At 65.0% G+C, this 22,961-nt stretch carries 21 protein-coding genes; 9 read left to right on the forward strand and 12 right to left on the reverse strand.

From position 1 onward, the window contains the following. Nucleotides 1-10 precede the first annotated feature (10 nt). The 7 genes from FAZ98_RS23385 to FAZ98_RS23415 all read right to left on the reverse strand — a co-directional run bounded on the left by FAZ98_RS23385 (nt 11) and on the right by FAZ98_RS23415 (nt 7,285). The gene (locus FAZ98_RS23385) at nt 11-1,057 is read right to left on the reverse strand and encodes an ABC transporter substrate-binding protein (RefSeq protein WP_158956429.1); all 1,047 of its coding nucleotides are present in this window, start codon (nt 1,055-1,057) and stop codon (nt 11-13) included. Between the two features lie 151 nt (nt 1,058-1,208). Further along, nucleotides 1,209-2,165, reverse strand: a complete 957-nt coding sequence (locus tag FAZ98_RS23390; RefSeq protein ID WP_158954530.1) for a flavin reductase family protein — start codon at nt 2,163-2,165, stop codon at nt 1,209-1,211. Next, nucleotides 2,158-3,144 carry an alpha/beta fold hydrolase gene (locus FAZ98_RS23395; RefSeq protein ID WP_158954532.1) on the reverse strand — a complete coding sequence of 329 codons (987 nt, stop codon included), beginning with the start codon at nt 3,142-3,144 and terminating at the stop codon, nt 2,158-2,160. Before FAZ98_RS23395 ends, FAZ98_RS23390 begins: the two co-directional genes overlap by 8 nt. Nucleotides 3,145-3,498: 354 nt before the next feature. Further along, the gene (locus FAZ98_RS23400) at nt 3,499-4,188 is read right to left on the reverse strand and encodes a GntR family transcriptional regulator (protein WP_158956431.1); all 690 of its coding nucleotides are present in this window, start codon (nt 4,186-4,188) and stop codon (nt 3,499-3,501) included. Between the two features lie 122 nt (nt 4,189-4,310). Then, nucleotides 4,311-4,835 (reverse strand): HD domain-containing protein, encoded by a 525-nt coding sequence (locus FAZ98_RS23405; RefSeq protein WP_158954534.1) that lies wholly within the window; start codon nt 4,833-4,835, stop codon nt 4,311-4,313. A gap of 246 nt (nt 4,836-5,081) precedes the next feature. Further along, nucleotides 5,082-6,212 (reverse strand): branched-chain amino acid ABC transporter substrate-binding protein, encoded by a 1,131-nt coding sequence (locus FAZ98_RS23410; RefSeq protein WP_158956433.1) that lies wholly within the window; start codon nt 6,210-6,212, stop codon nt 5,082-5,084. 629 nt (nt 6,213-6,841) lie between these two features. Further along, a complete protein-coding gene (locus tag FAZ98_RS23415; RefSeq protein WP_158954536.1) occupies nt 6,842-7,285 on the reverse strand; it encodes a winged helix-turn-helix transcriptional regulator in 444 nt (147 codons plus the stop codon). Nucleotides 7,286-7,394: 109 nt separating this feature from the next. Here FAZ98_RS23415 and FAZ98_RS23420 point away from each other — a divergent pair, with 109 nt between their 5' ends. Beyond that, nucleotides 7,395-8,165: an SDR family oxidoreductase gene (locus FAZ98_RS23420; RefSeq protein ID WP_158954538.1), complete on the forward strand. Its 771-nt coding sequence runs from the start codon at nt 7,395-7,397 to the stop codon at nt 8,163-8,165. Nucleotides 8,166-8,262: 97 nt separating this feature from the next. Here FAZ98_RS23420 and FAZ98_RS36085 read toward each other — a convergent pair whose 3' ends face one another. Continuing rightward, nucleotides 8,263-8,496, reverse strand: a complete 234-nt coding sequence (locus FAZ98_RS36085) for an RcnB family protein (RefSeq protein ID WP_325072750.1) — start codon at nt 8,494-8,496, stop codon at nt 8,263-8,265. A gap of 69 nt (nt 8,497-8,565) precedes the next feature. On the opposite strand from FAZ98_RS36085, the gene FAZ98_RS35710 reads away from it, so the two are divergent. After that, complete coding sequence (locus FAZ98_RS35710) at nt 8,566-8,763, forward strand: hypothetical protein (protein WP_233272941.1); 198 nt, start codon at nt 8,566-8,568, stop codon at nt 8,761-8,763. 123 nt (nt 8,764-8,886) lie between these two features. Here the strand turns inward: FAZ98_RS35710 and FAZ98_RS23430 are convergent, their stop codons facing one another. Continuing rightward, on the reverse strand, nt 8,887-11,118 hold the full coding sequence (locus tag FAZ98_RS23430) for a TonB-dependent receptor (RefSeq protein ID WP_233272896.1): 2,232 nt from the start codon (nt 11,116-11,118) through the stop codon (nt 8,887-8,889). A gap of 440 nt (nt 11,119-11,558) precedes the next feature. Here FAZ98_RS23430 and FAZ98_RS23435 point away from each other — a divergent pair, with 440 nt between their 5' ends. From FAZ98_RS23435 to yddG, 6 genes are all read left to right on the forward strand, one after another. Further along, nucleotides 11,559-12,290 carry a GntR family transcriptional regulator gene (locus FAZ98_RS23435; RefSeq protein WP_158954544.1) on the forward strand — a complete coding sequence of 244 codons (732 nt, stop codon included), beginning with the start codon at nt 11,559-11,561 and terminating at the stop codon, nt 12,288-12,290. A gap of 87 nt (nt 12,291-12,377) precedes the next feature. Next, a complete protein-coding gene (locus FAZ98_RS23440) occupies nt 12,378-13,709 on the forward strand; it encodes an NAD(P)/FAD-dependent oxidoreductase (RefSeq protein WP_158954546.1) in 1,332 nt (443 codons plus the stop codon). 123 nt (nt 13,710-13,832) lie between these two features. Then, nucleotides 13,833-15,164 (forward strand): MFS transporter, encoded by a 1,332-nt coding sequence (locus FAZ98_RS23445; RefSeq protein WP_158954548.1) that lies wholly within the window; start codon nt 13,833-13,835, stop codon nt 15,162-15,164. A gap of 87 nt (nt 15,165-15,251) precedes the next feature. Beyond that, nucleotides 15,252-16,169 (forward strand): dihydrodipicolinate synthase family protein, encoded by a 918-nt coding sequence (locus FAZ98_RS23450; RefSeq protein ID WP_158954550.1) that lies wholly within the window; start codon nt 15,252-15,254, stop codon nt 16,167-16,169. Next, a complete protein-coding gene (locus tag FAZ98_RS23455) occupies nt 16,169-17,671 on the forward strand; it encodes an aldehyde dehydrogenase (RefSeq protein WP_158954552.1) in 1,503 nt (500 codons plus the stop codon). The genes FAZ98_RS23450 and FAZ98_RS23455 overlap by 1 nt, the downstream gene beginning before the upstream one ends. A 108-nt stretch (nt 17,672-17,779) precedes the next feature. Further along, on the forward strand, nt 17,780-18,706 hold the full coding sequence (yddG, locus tag FAZ98_RS23460) for an aromatic amino acid DMT transporter YddG (protein ID WP_158954554.1): 927 nt from the start codon (nt 17,780-17,782) through the stop codon (nt 18,704-18,706). A gap of 146 nt (nt 18,707-18,852) precedes the next feature. Here yddG and FAZ98_RS23465 read toward each other — a convergent pair whose 3' ends face one another. The 3 genes from FAZ98_RS23465 to FAZ98_RS23475 form a co-directional block, all read right to left on the reverse strand. Continuing rightward, complete coding sequence (locus FAZ98_RS23465) at nt 18,853-19,761, reverse strand: H-NS histone family protein (RefSeq protein ID WP_158954556.1); 909 nt, start codon at nt 19,759-19,761, stop codon at nt 18,853-18,855. Between the two features lie 94 nt (nt 19,762-19,855). Then, nucleotides 19,856-20,185 carry a hypothetical protein gene (locus tag FAZ98_RS23470; RefSeq protein WP_158954558.1) on the reverse strand — a complete coding sequence of 110 codons (330 nt, stop codon included), beginning with the start codon at nt 20,183-20,185 and terminating at the stop codon, nt 19,856-19,858. A 219-nt stretch (nt 20,186-20,404) separates the two neighbouring features. Then, entirely contained in the window at nt 20,405-21,178 is a 774-nt protein-coding gene (locus tag FAZ98_RS23475) for an alpha/beta hydrolase (protein ID WP_158954560.1), read from the reverse strand. 361 nt (nt 21,179-21,539) lie between these two features. On the opposite strand from FAZ98_RS23475, the gene FAZ98_RS23480 reads away from it, so the two are divergent. Further along, nucleotides 21,540-22,955 carry an inorganic phosphate transporter gene (locus FAZ98_RS23480; protein ID WP_158954562.1) on the forward strand — a complete coding sequence of 472 codons (1,416 nt, stop codon included), beginning with the start codon at nt 21,540-21,542 and terminating at the stop codon, nt 22,953-22,955. Nucleotides 22,956-22,961 lie beyond the last annotated feature (6 nt).

Below are 22,961 nucleotides of genomic sequence, written 5' to 3' on the forward strand. Positions count from 1 at the left end.
CTGCCCGAACTTACTTCGACTGCCACGCGTACCAGCGCTTCGCGATCGCGTCGCGGTTGTCGGCCCAGTACTTCATGTCGAGGTTGATCTGCGAGCTCTTGTACTGGTCGGGCAGCGTCTTCGCGACCGCCGGCGGCATCAGCGCGGCCGACTTCACGTTGATGGGCGCATAGCCCGTGTCCTGCGCGAATTTCGCCTGCGCCTGCGGGCTTGTCGCGGCGGCGAGGAACTTCATCGCCTCGGCCTTGTGCTTCGCGCCCTTCGGGACCACCAGCATGTCGGCGGCGGTCAGATTCTGGGTCCACGAAACGCCCACGGGCACGCCCGTCTGTTCGAGCGCGTGCAGCCGGCCATTCCAGAACATGCCGATGGGCGCCTCGCCCGAGGCGAGCAACTGCTGCGACTGCGCGCCGCCGCTCCACCAGACGATGTTGCTCTTGATGGTGTCGAGCTTCTTGAACGCGCGGTCGAGATCGAGCGGATAAAGCTTGTCGGCGGGCACGCCGTCGGCGAGCAGCGCGATTTCCAGCACGCCCGGCGCGGACCACTTGTAGAACGTGCGCTTGCCGGGGAATTTCTTCGTGTCGAACAGATCGGCCCAGGTTTGCGGCTGCGCGCCCTTGTAGGTCGACTTGTTGTAGCCGAGCACGAACGAGTAGTAGAAGCTGCCCACGGCGCTCGCGCTGGAGAAGCGCGGGTCGAGCTCGTCCTTCTTGACCACGGCGTAATCGATCGGCTCGATCAGGCCGGCCTTCTGCGCCGCGTAAGCGAAGTCGCCTTCCACATCGACGACGTCCCAGCTCACGTTGCCGCTATCCACCATCGCCTTGAGCTTGCCGTAGTCGGTCGGGCCGTCCATCAGCACGTTGACGCCGCTCGCCTGCGTATAGGGTTGCGCCCAGTCCTTCTGCTGCGAAGACTGTGTCGTGCCGCCCCAGCTCGTGAAAACGATGGGGTCGGCCGCGCGCGCGGGCGCGCTCGCGCAGGTCGCCGCGAGCGTGGCCGCGCACAGCGCGATCAGCGGTTTTGTCGTCAGGGGGCGTGTGCTGTTGCTCATCATCGGTGTCCTTGCGTTTTTCGGTGTGGTGACGCTGCGTTGATTGCGTGATTCGTTGCGTGATTCGAACAGAGGTCTCTCAGCATCCTGCTTATTGATTCGCTATCCTGATCGTCTCGCCAGGTTGGGGTCGCGCGGTGCGCGAACAGGTCTAGTGCGCAACGGCGAGCGGCTGCACCTGCCCCGCTTCCGTGTCGCCGACGTAGATGCCGTAGGCGTCTTCGCTGCGCTCGCGCACGTAGCGCTGCAACATCGAACGCTCCGCTTCGTCGCGCACCGCCTTCCACGGAATCTGCGCAAGCGGGACGATGTGGATCGCGCTGTCCATCATCGCCGCGTGACTGCTGTGCACGCGCCCGCGGTAGTACACGCGCACGCTCGCCGAAGGGCCACTGCCCGACTCGAACACGGCGAACAGAAAGTCGAGATGCGCCGCGAGGCCGAGCCGCGCGAGCACGCCGCGCAGGCTCGCCGCGTCGCTCTGCGGTTCGAGCTTGACGCCCGCGGGCAATTGCAGGCCGCCCTGCGTTTCCAGCAGCACGAGACCGTCGCGATGTTCGAGAATCGCGCCCACCTGGGCGCGTGCGCCGGTTGCCGCGAGCGCGTCCTGCGAAAGACTGAAGTTCACGTACGCACCACGGCAGTAGCCGAGCGGCGACGAATGCGAATGCGCGAAGTCCACCACACGGCCGATCAGGATGACGTGATCGCCCGCCTCCACCACCTCGTGCGTGCGGCAATCGAAGGTGGCCGCCGCGCCGTCCATGACCGGCGCACCCGTGGCGCGCGCGCGCCACGCGACCTGCGCGAACTTGTCGGGCGACTTCGAGGCGAACACGCCGGACACGCTTTTCTGGTCCTCCGCCAGCACGCTCACCGCGAAGTGATCGGTGACGGAGAAGACGTCGTGGCTCGCGGCGGTCTTCGCGATGCACACGAGAATCAACGGCGGATCGAGCGACACCGAGGTGAACGAGTTGGCCGTGAAGCCGCGCGGCGTGCCGTCGGGCTGGATCGTGGTGACGACCGTCACGCCGGTGACGAACGCGCCCAGCGCGCGACGGAACTCAGCGGCGTCGAAGGCCGGTTCGATACGGAAATCAGACATGGCGCTCTCCTGCGCTTGATTCGTTTGCTGCGCTTGATTCGCTTGCTGCATTCGATGCGTTCGGGTTGTCGGCGCCGGGCCGCGCGGCTGCGTCGAAAAAGGCGAGCAGCCGGGCATTCACGGCATCGGCATCGCTCAGGTTCATCATGTGGCGCGCGTGCGCGATCACGTCGGCGCGGCCCAGCGGCGCGGCGGCCGCCATCGCCCGCGACATCGCGGGGCTCGAATTCGGATCGCACTCGCCGGTCAGGAACAACGCGGGCACGGCGAGTTGCGCAAGACGCCCGACATGCGCTTCGTCGGCAGCCGCGAAGAGGCGGTAGGTGCGCGCATAGCCGTGCGGATTCACCGTGCGCAGCAACTCGCGCACGGTCTGCGCCGCCGCGGCGAGAGGCGCGGGAACGGGGTCGCCGAACCAGCGCGCGAGCGTGGCGTCGATGGCGCTGGCCGTTGCCTCGGTTGCCTCGGCTGCTTCATTCGCTTCGTTTGTTTCGTTTGCTTCGACTGCCGCATCGCGCCCGTCTTGCAGCAGCGCGGCGCGCGCCATCACGGCGGCGCGTTGCGACGGCGTGCGCGCATACACGGCATTCAACGCGGCCACGCTCAGCGTGCGCGACGCCCGCGTCAGCGCGAATTCCAGCGCGACGAGCGCCCCCATCGAGTGCCCGGCCACATGTGCCGTTCGAAGTTCGAGCCCGTCGAACAGGCGTTCGAGCTGGCCCGCGTAATCCTCTAGCGTGGGTTCGGCGGGCGGCAGCGCGCTCGCGCCGTGACCGAGCATGTCGTAGACGACCACTTCATAGCGAGCCGCCGTCAATGCCTCGATTTGCGGCGTCCACACGCTCTGGTTCATGCCCACGCCGTGAATCAGCACGACCGTCGCCCGTGCCGGCGCGGACTTCGGCGCATGCACGCCGTAGCGCGTGCCGGCAAGCTCGCCGTGCGCGACAACGGACTCGGACGACGGGTCGGGCTTCATCGAATTCGGTCTCCACAAGATTATGGTATGCCATACTATCGACACGATTCGGCCGGAAATATTATGGAATACCATAAGTCGATGTAAAGCCGCGACGCGCGCCGGAAGGCTCGCATCGGCGCCTGTCGGGAAATGGGGGAAGGTACGGCGGGAAACGCGCGCCAGCGGGTGGCGCAAACGCGGCGGCCAATAAAAACGCCGCTAGCGAGAGCGGCGTCGTGGGACATGTCGATGGGGGAAGGCCGCGCCCGCACGGGGCACCGCGGACGCAGCAGCCATGCCGCCTGGTGGCGCGGCAGCGGCGGATCGGCTAAAACGTTACGCCCCGCCCTGGTCCGCCAGCGCAAGCGTCGTTCAGGCTTCGGCCGCGCCCTCTTCGCTGCGTTGCGCGAGCGCGGCGAGCGCGAGTTCGGCGGTGCGGCCAATATGCGCGATGGACGCGGCGAAAGCGGCGTCGCCGTCGCGGCGCTCGATGGCGTCGAGCATCTTGTTCATCTCGCGATTGGACTCGGCGCTGCGGCCCGGCGTGGCGATCGTGAGCGCGCGCAGCCGGTTGATGCGCGCGTTCAGCGTCTTGACCACGGCCAGCGAGACGGTGCGCTGCGCGCCCTCGAACAACGCCTCGTAAAAGCGCTCCGTGAAGGCGAGCACCGTGGGCAGATCTCCGGCCTTGAACGCTGCCTCGATTTTCTTGCGGATGTCGCGCAACTGCTTGACGAGTTCCGGCGTGGAATGCTCCGCACACGCGCGCGCGGCATTCGCTTCGAGCAAACCGCGCAGTTCGTAGATCTCGCTGACCTGCGCCGGGTTCAGCTGCGCGACGACCGGTCCCTGGCGCGCGATGACCTCGACGAGCCCTTCCGTTTCGAGATGGCGCAGCACCTCGCGCACAATCGTGCGGCTCACGCCCAGCTCGTCGCACAGCGTGCGTTCGACCAGGCGCACACCCGGTTTGAAGTAGCCCTGCACGATCGCGTCGCGCAGCTTGTCCAGCGTCAGTTCACGAAGGGTCTTGGTTTCGCGGACAACTTTAAGGTCTGACATATGGCAAGTAAGGTGGACGAAGAGAAGTCCGTCGCGCGACCGCTGAATCAGCAAATCCAGCAAAAGGCGACGTGGAATGCCATATTATCTCCCATCCTCGCACGCCGCCAAAATGGCGCGCCTCATGCGGCCGGCTTCGCGGCATATGCCGCATCGAACACGGCTTCCAGCGCGGGATGCACGCCGCGCAGCCCCGCCACCACCGCATGGGCCCAGTCGAAATACTCGCGCTGGCGCCCGGCGGACCAGTCGGCCGGCGGCCTCGCGGCAATATCGCGCAGGTTGCTGATCTTGTCGGCGAGCTTCACGAGCTTCGCCTGGTCGCTGATCTGCGCGGCATGCGCCACTTGCAGGCGCTTTCGCTCCGCCTTGGGCAACGCCTTGTCGTCGGTCACTTCGGTCACGATGCGCGCGACCGTTTCGCCGAAACGACTGGCCAGTTCCTCGCGCGTGGTTTGCGTGTCTTCGATGGTGTCGTGCAAGAGTGCCGCGACCAGCACCGCCTCGTCGGCGACATTGCCTTCGTTCGCCAGTACGTTGGCGAGCGTGATCGGGTGATTGATATAAGGGGATGCCTCGGCGTCCTTGCGGCGTTGATTGCGATGCTTGTCCGCGGCGAACGCCACGGCCTGCAAAATCGTGTTCATGGCTGGCCCGTGTTGTGGTGTCGTATCGCCTTGAATCTTACCGCCAGGCGCGCCAAAACCTGAACGAGGCCGACCACGCACGCGGAGCGCCGTCTCCATCGGCAAAAAAAAACGGGCCACGCCGAAGCGTAGGCCCGTATGCAATCGGCGCGCGCGTTCGCGGCGGGAGAAGCCGCTCCGCGGGCGCGCGCCGCGGCCGGGTACCAGCCGGCCGATACGTCATGACTCCCCTGTTGCTCGTGCGGCTTACTTCACGCCCACGGTTTGCGAAGGCACCCACTTGCCGTTGACGACCTTGTAGACCGTCACGCCGCCGAATTTCAGGTCGCCGTACTGGTCGTACGAGAGTTCGTTGGTCGTCACGCCCTTCATGTTGGTCGCCTTCAGCGCCGCGAGATAGACGTGCGGATCGGTCGAATTGGCCTTCTTCATGGCGTTGAACACGGCCATCGTGCCGTCGTAGGCATACGGCGCGTACAGCTCGACCGGATGACCGAAGCGCTTCGTGTAGCGGTCCGAGAAGTCCTTGCCGCTCGGCATCTGCGCAAGCGGGCTGCCTTCGGAAGCCGCGAGCGTGCCCTCGGCGGCCGGGCCCGCGATCTTGATGAGGTTGTCGGACTGCACCATGTCCGGACCGATCAGCGGCGCCTTGATGGCGAGCGAGCGCATCTGCTTGAGCATCGGCGCGGCCTGCGTGTCGGCGCCGCCGTAGAACACCGCGTCGACATCGGCGGCCTTGATCTTCGTGAGGATCGAGCGGAAGTCCACGGCCTTGTCGTTCGTGTATTCCTGATCGACCACGGTCGCGCCCGCCGCCTTCACGGCCTTGGTGAATTCTTCGGCCACGCCCTGACCGTAGGCCGTGCGATCGTCGATCACCGCGATGCGCTTGAACTTGAGGTCCTTCACCACGTAGGTGCCGAGCACGCTGCCAAGCTGCGTGTCCGAGGTCAGCAGGCGGAACGTGGTGGGAAAGCCGAGGCGCGTGTAATTGGGCGCCGTTGCCATGGCGATTTCGGGAATGCCCGCCTTCGCGTAGATCGGCGCGGCCGGAATGCTGGTGCCCGAGTTGTAATGGCCGATGACCGCGACCACGCCGTCGTCCACGAGCTTTTGCGCGACCGTCGTGCCCGTGCGCGGGTCGGCCTGATCGTCCTGCGCGTCGAGCACGAAATGCACGGGCTTGCCGCCGATCACGGGGTTCGTGGCGTTCATTTCGTCGATGGCGAGTTCCACGCCGCTCTTGAAGTCGGCGCCATAGTGCGCCTGGCCGCCGGTGAGCGGCGCGGCGAAACCGATCTTGACGTCCGTGGCCTGCGCGAAGGCCGCGGTGCTGCCCAGCGCGGCGAACGTGCAGGCAGCGCCTGCCACGGCCATCGCAAGACGATGCGCGCGTAGCGGCGAGCGACTTTCGGTATTGCTCATCAGATCTTTCTCCTCGACTTTGACATTGTTCATGGACGTCGCATCGTTCTTCGTCGCACACACTCTACGTGTCACGCTAAATAAACTCAGTACGACTGATCATCGGCATTCGCGGGTCGAGCGGTCCGGCGTGCAGGCATCCCCGTTCGCACGCCGGGCGGCGGTTCCCGCCAGGTGAACCGTCGCGCCAAAATCGGCAGCGACGCGAGGAAGTATCGCCATCCATATTGCGGGAGACTTGACGGTTTTCGCGACCCAAAGAGACGAATTCGGCATAGTCGCGGCTACGCGGAGAACGGGTTGGATTTCCGGCATTCGCGCCATCCGGGACAACACGTAGACGAGAGGCGCCCGCCCGGCACCGCGGCGGCAAGCCGCGCGGTGCGTGGGTGGCTGGCGCGGCGCAGCCGGCCAGCGGCCACGTGTCGCGCGACGGGATAGGCAGCATGATCCGAGGCCGCTGCGCTGAAACGCCCCGGCCCGGCCATGACGATTTCGGCGTAGTGCGGGAAGGCGTGGCTCGGAAGACCGCGCGCGAGCCGCCGTCATGTGCCAACCGCCATGCGCCATCGGCGAAACTGTCAGGCGCCCGCGCCGCGCTTCCCGTGCAACGTGCGCAATTCGGCTTCGTGCTGCTCGGCCCATTGCCACACGCTGCAAAATGCCGCGCACAGGCTCGTGCCGAGTTCGGTCAATTGATACTCGACTCGCGGCGGCACTTCCGGATACACCGTGCGCAGCACGAGGCCGTCGGCTTCCATTTGACGCAGGGTCTTCGTCAGCATGCGCTGGCTGATCGAGCCCACGAGTTCGCCCACGCGCGTGAAGCGCAGCACGCCGTTCTGCTCCAGCACTTCGAGCACGCACATGGTCCATTTGTCGGCGATACGGCCGAGCACGTCGAGCACGAGTGTGTCGAGCTCGGGCCGCGACTCGCCCACGACGCTCGCCTCGGGCGTGGACTTTTTCGGCGACTTGAACACCACGCGCCGCTCGTCCGGTTTCGTTTTTGCGCTTTTTGCCATAACCATTTCCCATTACTTACACCGGTGTGCGTACGGCACAAACCGGTGCCTACTTCCTGTTTGAGAGTGAATGGCCTACGCTAGCACAACCTCACACAGGAGAGTAGTCATGCAGATCACCGGAAACACCATTCTCATCACGGGCGGCGGTTCGGGCATCGGACGCGCACTGGCCGAGGCCTTGCACCGGCGCGGCAACACGGTCATCGTCGCGGGCCGCCGCCAGGCCGCGCTCGACGAAGTCGCCAAGGCCAACCCCGGCATCGCCACGGCCGTGCTGGACGTGACGAGCGCCGAGGACATCGCGCGTTTCGCCGCGCAAATCGAGCGCGACTTTCCCGCGCTCAACGCGGTCGTGAACAACGCGGGCATCATGCAGCCGGAAAACTGGCGCGCGGAAACGATCGATCTCGCCACGGCCGAGGCGACCATCGCCACCAATCTGCTCGCGCCCATCCGTCTCACGGCCGCGCTGCTGCCGCTGCTGCGCAAGCAGGCGAAGTCGACCGTGCTGACCGTCTCGTCGGGGCTCGCGTTTTTGCCGCTCGCCGCCACGCCCACCTATAGCGCGACCAAGGCCGCGATTCACTCGTTCAGCGAGTCGTTGCGCTATCAACTGAAAGACACGAATGTCGATGTGATCGAAATCGCGCCGCCTTATGTGCAAACGGAATTGATGGGCGCGGCGCAGGCGAGCGATCCGCACGCCATGCCGCTCGCGGCGTTCATCGAGGAAGTCATGCAGATTCTGGAAACGCAGCCCCAGGCGCACGAAGTGCTGGTGCAGCGCGTGCAGCCGCTGCGCTACGCGGCCGGGAAAGAGCTGGAAGGTTACGCGGCGGCATTCACGCAGTTGAATAACGCATTTGCCGCGCGTTGAAGAAAGAAGCGATATCGCGGCGCCTGCGTGAGTCACGCCACGCGCCGGGGCATCGCGGGCGTGGCGCGCTCGAGCGCACGCCACGCCCTGTCGCGCATTAGTGCGCCGAGATCACGACGTTCGCGATCAGGCCGGTCGCGATGGCGGCGAGCACGTAGTCGCCGTTGACGCCCACCCAGTGATAGCCGCGCGGCGGCGCCGAAAGACCATGGCCGTGCCAGTCGTCCACGACGTAGTTGCGGTCGCGGTACTCGCCCGGCAGGCGCTCGCCCTTGTGCCAGTCCGAATGCGGGACCGGGCCGCCCGGACGGCCGATGGACGCGTCGTGCATGGGTGCGCCGCGACCCGGTTGGCCGTGCGCGGGACCGCCGTGGGGCGCGCCGTGGCCGCCAGGACCGCCATGCTGATCGCCGTGTTGATCCGGACCATGGGGTTGCGCGAACGCCGTCGCGGACGCGCTCAGCATGGCTACGAGAACGCAGCGCGCAATCGTCTTTCGATTCATCGTTATCCTCGTGATGGACAGTTGCAGGTGTCGGTCGATCGCTATCGGGCAGGGCTCGTGGTGTCCGCCTGCCGCAGCGAACCGTTGGCGTAAGCAGAAAGCATGCCGCGCCTGACGGCCCGCATAGCGCAGTCACCATAACCGATCGCCATGAAAAAAGCCGGGCGGCTTGCACAGCGCCCGGCTCGTTCGATGACAACGTATTACAACGCGCGATCAGAAGTCCACTTGCGCGGAGAGCAGCACGGTGCGCGGCGCGGCGTTCGTCACGTAGGTGCCCTGCTGGATCCAGTAGCGGCTGCCGAACAGGTTCTCCACATTGGCGCGGAACACCACGTCCTTCGAGGCCACGCGCGTGGCGTAACGCAGACCGACGTCGTAACGCGTCCACGCGGGCAGACGCAGCGCGTCGCTCGAATCGTAGTACTGCGCGCCCGTGTGGATGATGCGGCCGTTCACGCTCAGACCCGCCACCCACGGCAGATCGTAGTCGGCGCCCAGGTTGAAGGCGAACTTGGGCACGCCGCCCGGCGCGTTGCCGTCCTGCGTGCCGCCCGCCGTGCCCGAGACCTTCGGGTCGTAGAACGTCGCGCTCGCCATCAGGCGCAGGCTGCGGAACACTTCGCCGTAAGCGGAGAGTTCGAGGCCGCGCACGCGGGTCTTGCCGTTGTAGCCGTAGACGTTGGTAACGGGATCGGTCACGCCGTTGGGCTGGGCGATCTGGAAGATCGCGGCCGAAGTCATCACGCGGCCCCAGTCGGCCTTCACGCCCGCTTCGTACTGATTCGACTTGTACGGCGCGAACACCTGGCCCGCGTTCGCGGTGCCGGCCGGCGCCGAGCCGCCGTTCGAGAGACCCGACGTGAAGTTGCCGTACACCGAGACGTTCGAGAGCGGCTTGATGACGATACCCGCGAGCGGCGAGATCGCCTGCTGGTCGAGCGTGTCCTGGCGCAGGCCCGTGCCCACGTCGTAGTCGTCCACGCCGATCGTCTGGCGGCGGAAGCCGCCCGTGATCAACAGACGGTCGTTGAAGAACGACATCGTGTCGATCACCTGCTGGCTGTTCAGGCGCGTTTGCGAGCTGCGCTGCGCGTCGCCGCGCGGCACGTCCACGGGCAGCAGCGGCGTCGGGCTATACAGATTCGACGCCACCGAGTCGGTCGCGTTCGCGTAGAAGTAACCGACCTCCTGGTTCAGGCTCGTGAAGCCCGTGACCAGCGTGTGCTTGACGCCGAACGTGTCGAAATGAAAGCGCACGCCCGCGTCGACGGTCTTGGTGCGCGTGTACTGATCGTAATAGCCGTTCGTGACGGTGAAGTCGCCCGCCGAGGTCATGCCGTTCGCGAACGGGAAATTCTGCGCCGAGGTGCCGTAGTGCTCGCCCGCCGCGCCGTACACGGTCACGTGCGGGTTGATGTCGTATTCGGCGCGCGTCATGACGGCCGTATCGCGCAGCTTGAGCTTCGAGCCGGGATACAGGTTGTTGTACGCCGAGGGCACGGCGGGCACGGCCGTCGCGCTGCCAAAGCCGATCTGCGAGCGCAGTTCGTCGGTGTTCTCGGAGACGTTGTACGCGTCGAGCGACCAGCGGAACTGCTTGCCGCGATAGTCGAGCGCGACCGAGCTGTCGCCCTGCAACTGGTTGCCGTGCGCGATGCCGGTCTGACCGTCCTTGATCTGACCGTTGAAGCGAATGCCCCACTGGCCTTCGTCGCCGAAGCGGCGGCCCACGTCGGCGTCCATGCCGAACTGGCCTTTCGACTGATAGAGCGCGGTCAGACGCGTGAGCGGTTCGTCGTCGGCGCGCTTGGTGACGATGTTGATCGCGCCGCCCACGCTGCCGCCCGGGCCCATGCCGTACTCGAGCGAGCCCGGCCCTTGCAGCACTTCCACGCGCTCCAGCAGGTTCACGGGCACGCGCGCCGCCGAGACCATGCCGTACAGACCGTTGAGCGCGACATCGGTCGCCTGCACGTCGAAGCCGCGAATCTGGAACACGTCGCCGAAGCCGCCGCTGCTCTGCTCCGTGCGCACCGAGGCGTTGTTCACGACGATGTCGCCGATCGTGCGCGCCTGGGTGTCGCGAATCATCTCGTCGGTGTAGTTGGTCGTGGCGAACGGCTGATCCATCACGTTGGCCGTGCCGAGCACGCCGACACTGCCGCCGCGCGCCACCTGGCCGCCCGCATAGGGCGCGGGCAATTCGCCGGGTGCGGCAGCGGCCTTCACGACCACGGCGGGCAGCACCGTCGATTGACCGTTCGCTTGTGCGTTCGCCGGGGTTTGCGCCTGAGCGGACTGAGCGGCTGCGCTACCTTCGGTGGACGCGGCCGGCGCGGTTTGCGCGTACGCGCTCGCCTGCAACGCCGTGGCGGCGGCAAGGCCAATGAACAGCCGCTCGACGGCCGAGGCCAGCGCGGTGCGCCGGACGATCTTGTGTTGCATACCCCGTTGCGACATAACCTGGTTCTTCTTCCTGATATCGATAAAAGAGCCGCACGGCGCGAAACGGCATGCTCGATGGCAAGTGACGGCCGCGTGCGAATAAGAATCGTTATCGATTGTAAGATGCAAAATACATTGCGCCCACAACAATCTGACTTTTTTCCGTCGGATTGTGGTGACGAGACCACGTTTCGGGGCGAGATCAAGCCGCCGCGCGCTGATCTCGGCGTCATGACGCCGACGAAGCCACTGAACGGCGTGACGCGCACCGCGCCAAGCCACCCGAGGACGCCACGTCCCTTAAGCTATCGGCTTGGGACGGGGCCTGGCGATCCGTCGCCGTTTACGCAACGAGATCGCCCAGCCAACGCGTAAACCCTTATTTTTACTCCGTCTATTCTCAACCTATACTTTGTCTACAGTTTGTAGACACACGAAACATGTCCAGACAGAAGCTACAGCCGGCCACCGAGGAAACCGATTCGGGCCCGTCGGCGGATCGAAAAACCGTGATGGCGGAGACGCTCCGGCGCCGCATCGTCAGTATGGAGATCGCGCCCGGCGCGGCCCTCGACGAGCTGGCGCTAGCCGACGAGTTCGGCCTGTCCCGGCCGCCAGTGCGTGAACTGCTGCGCCAGATGGCGGCCGAGGGCTATCTCGAACTCGAGCCGAACCGTCCGGCGCGCGTCTCGCCCATGAGCTATCAGTCGCTGCGCAGCTTCTTTCTCGCCGCGCCGCTCATCTACGTCGCGACAACGCAACTGGCCGCCAGCAACGCCACGCCCGACGAGATCGACCGGCTCAAGCAGATCCAGGCGCAATTCCGCACCTCGATCGAAGAAAACGACGTGCAATCGCGCGTGCTGCACAACGACGCGTTTCATCACGCGATCGGCCACATGGCGCGCAATACGTATCTGATGCCCAGCCTGCGCCGCGTGCTGATCGACCATGCGCGGCTCGGCAAGCTGTTCTACCGCGCGCCGGAAACGAGCGACATGCAGCGCGATATGGAAAAGGCCGTGCAGCAGCACGACCAGATCATCGAGGCGATCGCGGCGCGCGACGCGCAGGCCGCGGGCGAACTGGTGCGCAGCCATATGGAGCTGTCGCGCCGGCGCATGGCCGAGTATGTGATTCCGGAAGGCTTGAACGTAGCCGTCCAGTTTTAACCGCCACGCGGCGCGGCGCACGCTTTCCCTGCGTGCGCCGCCAGCCCGGGGCGGGTGGTTCAACACGAGCGATATTGGAATTCAGGAATGCTTAAGGTTACCTCGCTGCCCTCGGACGACAAGATGTGCGGCTGGTATCACACCAGCCCGTCTCGAACGCCGCGCCCCGGCCACACGGGCGAAACGCATGCGCGCTGGGCCGTGGTCGGCGCGGGATTCACGGGCCTCGCCGCCGCGCGCCAGCTCGCGCTCAATTTCCCCGACGACGACATCGTGCTCGTAGACGCCCAGGAAGTGGGCTTCGGTACCTCGGGCCGCAACGCGGGCTTCGCGATCGACCTGCCGCACGACATTGGCGCGGACGACTATATCGGCGACATTCCCACCGCCAAGACCACGCTCAAGCTGAATCTGCTCGGCCAGACGATCCTGCGCGATCTCGTCGACGAACACGGCATCGACTGCCATATGACGGCTTCGGGCAAGTATCAGGCGGCGGTCGAAGATCGGGGCGTGGCCGTGCTCGACGCCTACCGGCGTGGGCTTGACAAACTTGGTCAGCAGTACGAAGTGATCGAAGGCGCCGCGCTGCCGGAACACATCGGCACGTCGTTCTATCGCAAGGCGCTGTTCACGCCGGGCACCGTGCTCGTGCAGCCCTCGGCGCTCGTGAAAGGGCTCGCCGACTGCCTGCCGCCCAACGTCACGCTCTACGAAGGCACCGCGATCACCGACGTCGAATACGGCGAGAAGATCGTGCTCGCGCACCGCCACGGCCGCATCACGGCGGACCAGCTGGTGCTGGCGAACAACGCCTTCGGCATGCGCTTCGGCTTTCTCGAACGCACCATGCTGCCCGTGTTTCTCTATGCAAGCCTGACCCGGCCGCTTACGAACGCGGAGCAGGCGCAGCTCGGCGGCAAGCCGTTCTGGGGCGTGATTCCGGCGGACCCGTTCGGCAGCACGCTGCGCCGCACGCACGACAACCGCATTCTCGTGCGCAACAGTTTCAGCTTCAACCCCGACGGCCGGCCGAAAACGTCATACCTTTCGCGGTTCGCCGACCGCCACCGGCTTTCGTTCGAGCGGCGCTTCCCGATGCTGCCCGAGGTCGAATTCGACTACACGTGGAGCGGTTCGCTCGCGCTCGCGCAAAACCACAAGGGCTTTTTCGGTCAGCTCGCGCCCAACGTGTACGGCGCGCTCTGCTGCAACGGCCTGGGTATCACGCGCGGCACGGTCACGGGCACCCTGCTCGCCGACTGGCTCGCGAACCGGCGCACGGCGCAACGCGGCGAGCTGATCGATTTTCTGCTCGCGACTTCGGGGCCGAACAAGGCGCCGCCCGAGCCGTTCCTCTCCATGGGCGTGAACGCCACGCTCTGGTGGGGACAGCGCAAGGCGGGACTCGAAAGCTAGCACGCTTCACCACGGTGGATTCGCCGCTCGAGCGAACCGCCGCAACCGACTCGTTTTGGGACGCAGCACGGCATGGCGCACGCCAGGCACCGTTGCGCCCATCCACATGGAAGGAGACAGGCAATGTCGAAGCATCGTTTATCCATTGAAGACGTACCCCTCAATGGCTTTCATCAGCTGCTCACCATCCGCTCCAGCGGCGGCTGGCTCATGGACGGTTACGTGCTGAGCATTATCGGCGTGGCGATGGTGCAGTTCTCCGCCGCGCTCGGACTCACGAGCTTCTGGGAAGGCATGGTCGCGGCTTCGGCGCTGATCGGCATTTTCTTTGGCGGGTTCATCGGCGGCTGGCTTTCGGATCGCATGGGCCGCCAGAAGCCGTACTTCTTCGGACCGGTGATCTTCTTCGTGTGCTCGCTCGCGCAATTGTGGGTGCAGTCGGGCGAGGCGCTGTTCGTGCTGCGCTTTCTGATCGGCATTGGCGTGGGCATCGAATATCCGGTGGCGGGTTCGCTGCTGGTCGAATTCATGCCGCGCAAGTATCGCGGCCCGCGCCTCGCCATGCTCACGATCATCTGGTTCCTCGGCGCGGCGCTCGCCTATATCGTCGGCAATCTGATCCTGAGCACGGGCAATCCCGACGCCTGGCGCTGGGTGCTCGCGAGTCCCGCCGTGATCGGCCTCGCGCTGTTCGCGGTGCGCATCGGCACGCCGGAGTCGCCGCGCTGGCTCCTCAGCAAGGGCCGCGCCGCCGAGGCCGAAGCCGTCATCAAGAAGGTCTACGGCGCCGCGTTTTCGCTCGACAACCTGCCCGAGGAACACACGGAAAAGAAAATCACGCTGTGGGCACTGCTGCACTCGGGCTACGGCAAACGCATGTTGTTCGTCACGGTGTTCTGGAGCTGCTCGGTGATTCCCGTGTTCGCCGTGTATTCGTTCGCGCCGCGCGTGCTGCAGGCGCTGCATCTGACTGGCCAGTGGGAATCGCTCGGCTCGGTGGCGATCACGCTGCTGTTCGTGGTGGGCTGCATCCTGGCGACCCGCGTCATCAATACGCTCGGCCGCCGCGCGATGGTGATCCACAGCTTCCTGTGGTCCGGTCTCGCACTGCTCGCGCTGGGAGCCTGCTCGAACGGCGCGGCCATGCTGATTCTCGTGCTGTTCGGCGCGTACGCGGTCTTGATTGGCGGCGCGCAGGTGCTCCAGCTCGTGTATCCGAACGAAATTTTCCCGACCGACATTCGCGCGTTCGCCGTGGGCATGGGCGCATCGCTCTCGCGGATCGGCGCCGCCGTGGGCACCTGGCTCGTGCCGATCGCGCTGAACACGATCGGCATCGGCAACACGATGTATGCGGCCGCGGCCGTGTCGTTCGTCGGTCTCGCCGCCTCGCTGGCGCTCGCGCCGGAAACGCGCTCGCTGAGCCTGCAGGAAGCGGCTTCGCTGAATCACTGAACTCACTCGCAGGCGCGCGGCGTTTCAGGCCGTGCGCTTCTCAACTCCACTTTCTGCAACTCCACTTTCTTCGCGGAATAATCCACCATGAAATTCGAAGGCATCTACACCCCGGCCATCACCCCGCTGAACGCGCAAGGCCAGATCGACAAAATCGCGTTCGCCGAGGTACTCGAGTCGCTGATCGCGGCACGCGTGCACGGCATCATCATCGGCGGCTCGACGGGCGAGTACTACGCGCAGACCGCGCAGGAGCGCTTCGATCTGGGCGCGTGGGCGAAGGAAGTGATCGGCTCGCGCGTGCCGCTCATCATCGGCACGGGCGCCATTCGCACCGAAGATTCGGTCGAGTACGCAAAAGCCGCGAAGGCGATCAAGGCCGATGCGATTCTCGTCGGCTCGCCGCCCTACGCGCTGCCCACGCAGCAGGAAAACGCCGCGCACGCGCTCGCGATCGACCGCGCCGCCGACCTGCCCGTCATGCTCTACAACTACCCCGGCCGCATGAGCGTCTCGATGAACGCCGAGTTCTTCGACCTCGTGTTCGCGCAGTCGAAGAACTTCGTCGCGATCAAGGAAAGCTCGGGCGACATGGGCCAGTTGCACCGGCTCGCGCGCCAGTACCCGAACCTGAGCGTGTCGTGCGGCTGGGACGACCAGGCGCTCGAATTCTTCGCGTGGGGCGCGCGCAGCTGGGTGTGCGCGGGCTCGAACTTCCTGCCGGCCGAACATATCGCACTGTACGAAGCGTGCGTCGTGCAGAAGGATTTCGACAAGGGCCGCCGCATCATGTCGGCGATGCTGCCGCTCATGGACTTCCTCGAAACCGGCAAGTTCGTGCAGTCGATCAAGTACGGCTGCGAAATCGCGGGTCTGCGCACGGGCGGCGTGCGCGCGCCGTTGCAAGCGCTCGACGAAGCGCAGCAAGCCACGCTGCGCGACATCGTCGCCGCACTCAAGCGCGAAGTGGCCGCGGCCAGCGGCAGCGCGGGAGGCCGTGCCTGATGACGCAACTGCTCTCCGCCCAGCAATACGCGGCACTCGCGGCGAAGCTGCGTTTGCCCACGCAGGCCTTCGTCGACGGCAAGTTTCAGCCGGCGCGCTCGGGCGCCACGTTCACGAGCGTGAATCCCGCGACCGACGCGCCGCTCGCGCAAATCGCCGCGTGCAATAGCGACGATGTCGATTTCGCCGTCGCCCGCGCACGCGCCGCGTTCGACGACGGCCGCTGGCGCTCGCTTGCGCCGTCGCGCCGCAAGAGCGTGCTGCTCAAGTTCGCCGATCTGCTCGAACAGCATGCGCACGAACTCGCGACGATGGAAAGCCTCGACAGCGGCAAGCCGATTCGCGAATGCCAGAACACCGACGTGCCGGAGACGATCCACACGATCCGCTGGCACGCCGAACTCATCGACAAGATCTACGACAACACCGCGCCCACGGGGGCGAACGCGCTCGCGCTCGTCGTGCGCGAACCGATCGGCGTGGTCGGGCTGGTGCTGCCGTGGAATTTCCCGCTGCTGATGCTCGCGTGGAAGATCGGTCCGTCGCTCGCTGCCGGTTGCTCGATCGTGGTGAAGCCTGCGAAGGAAACCACGCTCACGGCCCTGCGCGTGGCCGAACTCGCGCACGAAGCGGGTGTGCCCGCGGGCGTGTTCAACGTGCTGCCGGGCGGCGGCAAGGAAGTGGGCGAACCGATCGGCCGCCACGCCGGCATCGACATGGTCAGCTTCACGGGATCGACGGAAACCGGCCGCCGCTTTCTCACCTACGCGGCCGAATCCAACCTCAAACGCATCGTGCTCGAATGCGGCGGCAAGAACCCGGCCGTGGTGTTGCGCGACGCGCAGGATCTCGACGCGGTCGCGCAGCACGTGGTCAACGGCGCGTTCTGGAACATGGGCGAAAACTGCTCGGCCTCCTCGCGGCTGATCGTGCATGCCGAAATCAAGGACGCGCTGCTCGAACGCATCGGCGCGCAGATGCGCGACTGGTCGATGGGCGACCCGCTCGATCCCGAGCACAGGCTGGGCGCGATGGTGAGCAAGGCCCACTTCGAGAAAGTGCGCTCGTATCTGGAACATGCGGCCGCTGAACGCATGCGCGTGAAGTTCGGCGGCGACACGCGCGGCGGCGTGTTCGTCGAGCCGACCGTGGTGGACGAGGTGGCGGCGTCGAACCGGCTGTTCCAGGAGGAGATCTTCGGGCCGGTGCTTTCGGTCACCTCGTTCACGGAGATCGACGAAGCCATCGCCTTGGCCAACGACTCTGTTTATGGCCTCGCGGCCTCGGTGTACACGAGCGACCTCAATCACGCCATTCGCGTTTCGCGCGAGATTCGCGCGGGCGTGGTGACCGTGAACTGCTTCGGCGAAGGCGACGTGACGACGCCGTTCGGCGGCTACAAGCAGTCGGGTTTCGGCGGCCGCGACAAGTCCGTGTGGGCGCACGACCAATACACCGAAATCAAGACCATCTGGATCGACGTGCCCTCGTATTACGCCTAGCGCGCTCCGGTCGCGGTATCCTTCCAGATTGCTTTCCCGATGGCCGCGACCGGCCATTCGTCCCGGCAAGCCGATTATTCGACGTTTCAAAGAAGCAGGCAGAAAAGCATGACGAGCAAGAAAAAAGCAACGCTGATCGGACTTATCGCCGTACTGCTGTGGGCGTCGATCGTCGCGCTCCTGCGCGGCGTGAGCGAAAGTCTCGGCGCAACGGGCGGCGCGGCCATGGTGTATTCGGTGGCCTCGGTGTTCCTCGTATTCACCGTCGGCTTTCCGAAACTGCGCGAATTTCCGCGCCGTTATCTGCTCTGGGGCAGCGTGCTGTTCGTCGCTTACGAACTCTGTTTATCGCTTTCCATTGGCTATGCGAATAACGGCCGTCAGGCGATCGAAGTCGGCATGGTCAATTATCTCTGGCCGACATTCACGCTGGTTTCCGCCATTCTGTTCAATAAGCAACGCGCGAATTGGCTGGTCGTGCCGGGCTTCGTTTTGTCGATGCTCGGCATCTGCTGGGTGCTGGGCGGCGACCAGGGTCTCGATTTGCCCGGCATGCTTGCCAATGTGAAAGACAATCCGCTCAGTTACGGCCTCGCTTTTCTCGGCGCGTTTATCTGGGCGGCGTATTGCACGGTCACGGCGCGCATTGCCCAAGGCAAGAACGGCGTGACGCTGTTCTTCATGCTGGTTTCGCTGGTGCTGTGGGTCAAATACGCGACGGAAGGCGGCGGCGCGATGCATTTCGATCTGCACGCCATCGTGTATCTGTTGCTGGCCGCCTGCGCAATGGGATTCGGCTATGCCGCCTGGAACGTGGGCATTCTGCACGGCAACGTCACGGTGCTCGCGGGCGCGTCGTATTTCATTCCGGTGTTTTCGGCCGCGATTGCGGCCGTGCTGTTGCATGCGCCGCTCTCGTTGCCCTTCTGGCAAGGCGCGGTGATGGTGTGCGGCGGGTCGATCCTGTGCTGGATCGCCACGCGCAGCCGCCGCGACGACGTGGCCTTGCGTATGGAAGCAGAAAAAGGCTCGTAAGACACACGCGGCGGAAAACCGAATACGCTTTCGGAACCAGAAATGACATCGCGCACCGCACGCTTTATCCAGTAACGATAAAGCGAGGGTGCGCGTAGGTATTACGACCGGACCGCGGCGGAACCGCAGTAAAGCCGTGCCGAGACTTAAGCGGCCGGCGTCGTTTCCGGCGTGTTCACCACGGCCGGCGCCGCCGCCGGAGCCGCGGCCGGTGCAACGCTAGCCGGTGCGCTCGCAGGCGTCTTCTTCACGGCCGGGCCCTTACGGGCGACCACTTTCTTCGCGGCCTTTTGCGGTGCAGCCTGTTCGGCGGCTGGCTTCGCAACCGCCTTCTTCGCGACCGTTTTCTTCACAACCGCTTTCTTCGCGACAGCCTTTTCGGCGACAGCCTTCTTGGCCACGGCCTTCTTCGCTACCGGTTCTTTGACCGCGGCAGTCTTCGGAGCGGTCTTGGCGGCGGTCTTCACTGCGGCCTTTTTAGCTGCGGCTTTCTTTGCCGGAGCAGCCGGCTTCGTCGCCTTCGCTACCTTCGCACCCGCCGTTGCCGCGGCACCGTCAGCCTTGGCGATCAGAAACTTCGTGCGATCCTTCGCGCCCGCCAGCCATGCCGGCGCCGGACCGCGACCGCTCCACGTGGCGCCCGACTTCGGGTCGCGATACAGCGCCGGTTGCGGGCCGCGCACATAGTTACCCGCAGCCGCCGACGCCTTTTTCGCCGGCGCCGCGCTCTTCACGCCGCCGTCGACCAGAAACTTCGAGCGGTCCTTCGCGCTGGCGATCCAGCCCGGCGCGCGGCCATGACCCGACCACGTTGCGCCCGACTTCGGATCGCGATACTTCGCCACCGCGCCCGTGCTTTTCGCAGCCGCCGCGGAACCCGGCTTGCGACCACGACGCTTGCCTGCATGAGATTCGATATCGCCGAGCGTCACGCCATGTTTATGCATCAGGTCGCGAATCTTTTCGAGCACGGCCGAAGATTTCGTAACGGCCAATGCTTCGGCTTGTGCCTGAAGCTTTGCGATTTTTGCCTGGATCGATTCGAGCGTCGCCATTGCGTAACTATCCTTTTTGTTTATTCCTTGTTCAGGAACTCAGTGAATTTGACGCACTATGCCACATCGCGCGATGAAATGTGGCGTTTCGGTGTTATGCCGGCGAAAAAACTATCGCGCCATGATTCATTGCCTGCGCAAATGAACGATTGAATCGATAAGTCTGGCCGTTAATAGTCAGCTCATTGCCACCCGAATGGGTGGCTTCCAGAATCTTTCCGACCATCGCATTACGAATGACACCACAGCGTTTCCAGTCAGTGGATTCCTCTCCGGCATCGCCGAGCCAGACATCGCTTTTCTCACTGCCGGAGCGCACCAGAATGAGGTTGGCGCCCGCGTCCAGCGAGCGCTCCAGCCATTCGGCAAGCGTCATCAGCGCTTCTGTTTCAGCATCGATCGGTCCGCGATTCGACGAGTCCATACATTACCTCGGTAGTGGCAGCGGCATGCGTGCATCCGGCGATGCACATCCCTTCGCGCATCGTACCCGAGTCGCGCTCGCCATGGATTACCAGAGTCCGCTCGAATACCATCGTCACCGAATGCAAAAATGCCCCGAAGTCACTCGGGGCATTTCGGCGTATTACAGCGCGGTTGGCGTTGGCACTGCGAAACCCAGCCGGCAATTAAACCGCCACTTTCATTGCGCCGGTTGTCCCGCGGCTTCCAGAATGAGATTCGCGACCTGTTGCGGATGAGACAGCAGCGAAACATGGCTCGAATCGACTTCTATCGTGTGCGCTTTCATACGCTGCGCCATGAAGCGTTCGAGATCGGGATTGATCGTACGGTCTTCGGTCGAGACGGCGTACCAGGTGGGTTTGTCGTGCCAGGCGGCCACGGTCGTTTTGGCCATGGTGATCGCTCGGCCCATCGGCTGTTGCACGGCGTAGTAAGTTTCGGCCTCGGCCGCGGGCAAATCGCCCGCAAAGTCTTTCACGAACGCCTGCTCCGAAAGCTTGCCGTAGTCGCCCGACCATTGCAGACCCGCCGAAGCGGGCGCGGCCGCGAACTTGTGCGTGAGCGCCGGATAATCTTCGCCCGCGTCGGGCGCGCGCGCCGCGATGTACACGAGGCCGGACACCTTGGGGTCGTCGCCGGCCTGGCTGATGACCATGCCGCCGTACGAGTGCGCGACGAGCAACGCCGGGCCGTCCTGCTGCGCGAGGGCGCGCTTCACCGCGTCGACGTCGGCGTCGAGCGAGGTCGTGGGGTTTTGCACCGAGGTCACGTGCAAGCCTTTGGCCTGCAAGAGCGGAATGACTTTCGCCCAGCTCGACCCGTCGGCATACAGACCGTGCACGAGCACGACGTTCTTGACCGGCGTGCCGAGGGCGGGGTCGGCCCACGCGGCATGGCCCGCGAGTGCGACGGAAAGTGCGAGTAATGCCTTGGCGGCCAGGCGGAATTGCATGTCATTCTCCTTGTAGCGGGGTGGTGGTCTCGCGCTCAATGGCGCGTCACTGGCACTAACACGGCGTCGTGCGGCTTATTCCAGAGAATTTTCACGAGACTCATTGCGCGCGAGGCCGGCTCATGTCGACCGAGAAGCGAAGTCGAATTGATTGGCGCGCTCGTCATCGTCTATTTACTTAGCCATCCCAATCATTTTTCCCACACGTAAGCGCATCGGGCCACGCATCTGGAATCGCTCGGGAGAAAAATAGGGTCACGCTGTCATGCAAGATTCACGCTCGCGGGCATGCCGCTCGCGTGATAGCCGGGCGGCGCGTCGGCACAACGAGCGCTCTCTTCCTTTCCTGCAAGGACCTGACATGCTCGCTCACTTTGCTCCGTCGTCGGCCGTGATCGTCGCGATGCTCGTCGTGTGTCTCGTCATGGTGCTCGCGTTCGAGGCAAGCAATGGCTTTCACGACTCGTCGAACGCGGTCGCCACGGTGATCTACACGCATTCGCTACAGCCGGTTCAGGCAGTGGTCTGGTCCGGCGTGATGAATCTGATCGGCGTGCTGGTGGGCGGCATTTCCGTCGCTTATGCGCTCGTCGAAATCCTGCCGCCCGATGTGCTTACGCCCCCCGACGGCGCGCCCGCCGTGCCGATGCTCGTCGCCATCTTCGCTTCGGCGCTGTTCTGGAACGTGCTCACGTGGGCCTTCGCGATTCCCAACAGCAGCTCGCACTGCGTGATCGGCTCGCTGATCGGCGTGGCCGCCGCCGACGCGCTCATCAAGTCGCGCAGTCTCGCGCAAGGCGTGGACTGGCATCAGATCTCGACGGTGCTCAAAGGGCTCGCGATCTCGCCCGTGCTGGGCTTCTTCATCGCGGGCGGCCTCTATCTCGCGCTACGGCTCATCGTGCGCAAAGGTCACCTGCTCGAACCGCCGAAGGAGAACCAGCCGCCGGTCTGGTGGCTGCGCGCTCTGCTCGTGCTGACCTGCACGACCGTGAGTTTTTCGCATGGCACCAACGACGGCCAGAAAAGTATCGGCCTCATCATGCTGACGATCATCGGCTTGCTGCCGGCCACTTATGCGCTCAATCCCGGCGCGGCCGAACAGATGGCGAAGCTGCCCGCTTACGCCACGCAGGCCGAGCCGCTGATCGCCGCGTATGGCGACGACATCAAGGCGCAAGGGCTCGCCGCCGCGCAGGCGCTCGCGCGCGCCCAGCCGCAACTTGCGCATCAGGCCGAGGAGCTACGCGCCGATCAACCGGCGGTCGACGGCGAACGCGCGACGCGCTCGCAGTTGCGCGGCTATGTCTACGACGTGGTTTCGCAGATGAAGTACGTGAGCGAGCAGTCGAGCGTGCCCGCCCCGCAGCGCGCGCAAGCGAAGCAATTGCTCAAGTCGATGAGTCTGCCGGTGGAATACGCGCCGTGGTGGGTGCGTTTGCTGAGCGCCATCTGTCTGGGCGCGGGCACGATGGTGGGCTACAAGCGCGTGGTGCGCACGCTCGGCGAGCGGCTCGGCCGCCAGCACATGACGCCGGGCCAGGGCGCGGCCGCCGAACTCGTGGGTTCGGCGCTGATCGGCACGGCGGGCTTCACGGGCTTGCCGGTGAGCACGACGCACATCATCACCTCGGGTATCGCGGGGACGATGGCCGCGAGCGGCCAGGGTGTGCAAGGCGGCATGATCGTGCGCATCATCCTGACCTGGCTCATCACGCTGCCCGTGACGATCGGGCTCTCGGGCTTACTGTTCTATTTACTGGCGGGAAACTTCTAGGCGATC

Origin of the sequence: Paraburkholderia acidisoli, assembly GCF_009789675.1 — a bacterium.
GTDB lineage: Bacteria > Pseudomonadota > Gammaproteobacteria > Burkholderiales > Burkholderiaceae > Paraburkholderia > Paraburkholderia acidisoli.